This window comes from Pseudoalteromonas sp. SR44-8 (assembly GCF_014163635.1).
In the GTDB taxonomy this organism is placed as follows: domain Bacteria; phylum Pseudomonadota; class Gammaproteobacteria; order Enterobacterales; family Alteromonadaceae; genus Pseudoalteromonas; species Pseudoalteromonas rhizosphaerae.
The window spans coordinates 1-322 of record NZ_JACJDS010000108.1 but is presented as its reverse complement, the minus strand read 5'-3'; the positions used below and the strand labels follow the sequence as shown (position 1 = coordinate 322).

Annotated in this window: 1 pseudogene; it reads left to right on the top strand. The window is 41.3% G+C overall.

The features are described 5' to 3' along the window. Nucleotides 1-322, top strand: a pseudogene (locus H5183_RS21530) (hypothetical protein); the annotation flags it as partial.

Genomic DNA, 322 nt, shown 5'->3' with positions numbered 1-322 from the left:
GCCCACCGATGCTGATGACCCTATTCATATCACGTTTACCGTTAAGCCGTTTACTGAACAAATGAAAAAAGTAGCTGGCTGGGCGACTGGCCCTAAGCAAGACATGCAAAACTTTACACCTGATAGCAGAGAATATAAAAAAGCAGACATTAGGTATCGCCAAGCGCGTTTTAATTTAGGAGATATGATCACAAGGCACATTACGGTGATCAAAACTTTTTACTTACCCCATTTTTCAAAACGTATGCAACAACGGGTAATTGAAAAGTATCAACCGATTTTTAGAGCGTGGTATTACGGTGTACCCGAAACGGATTGTTGG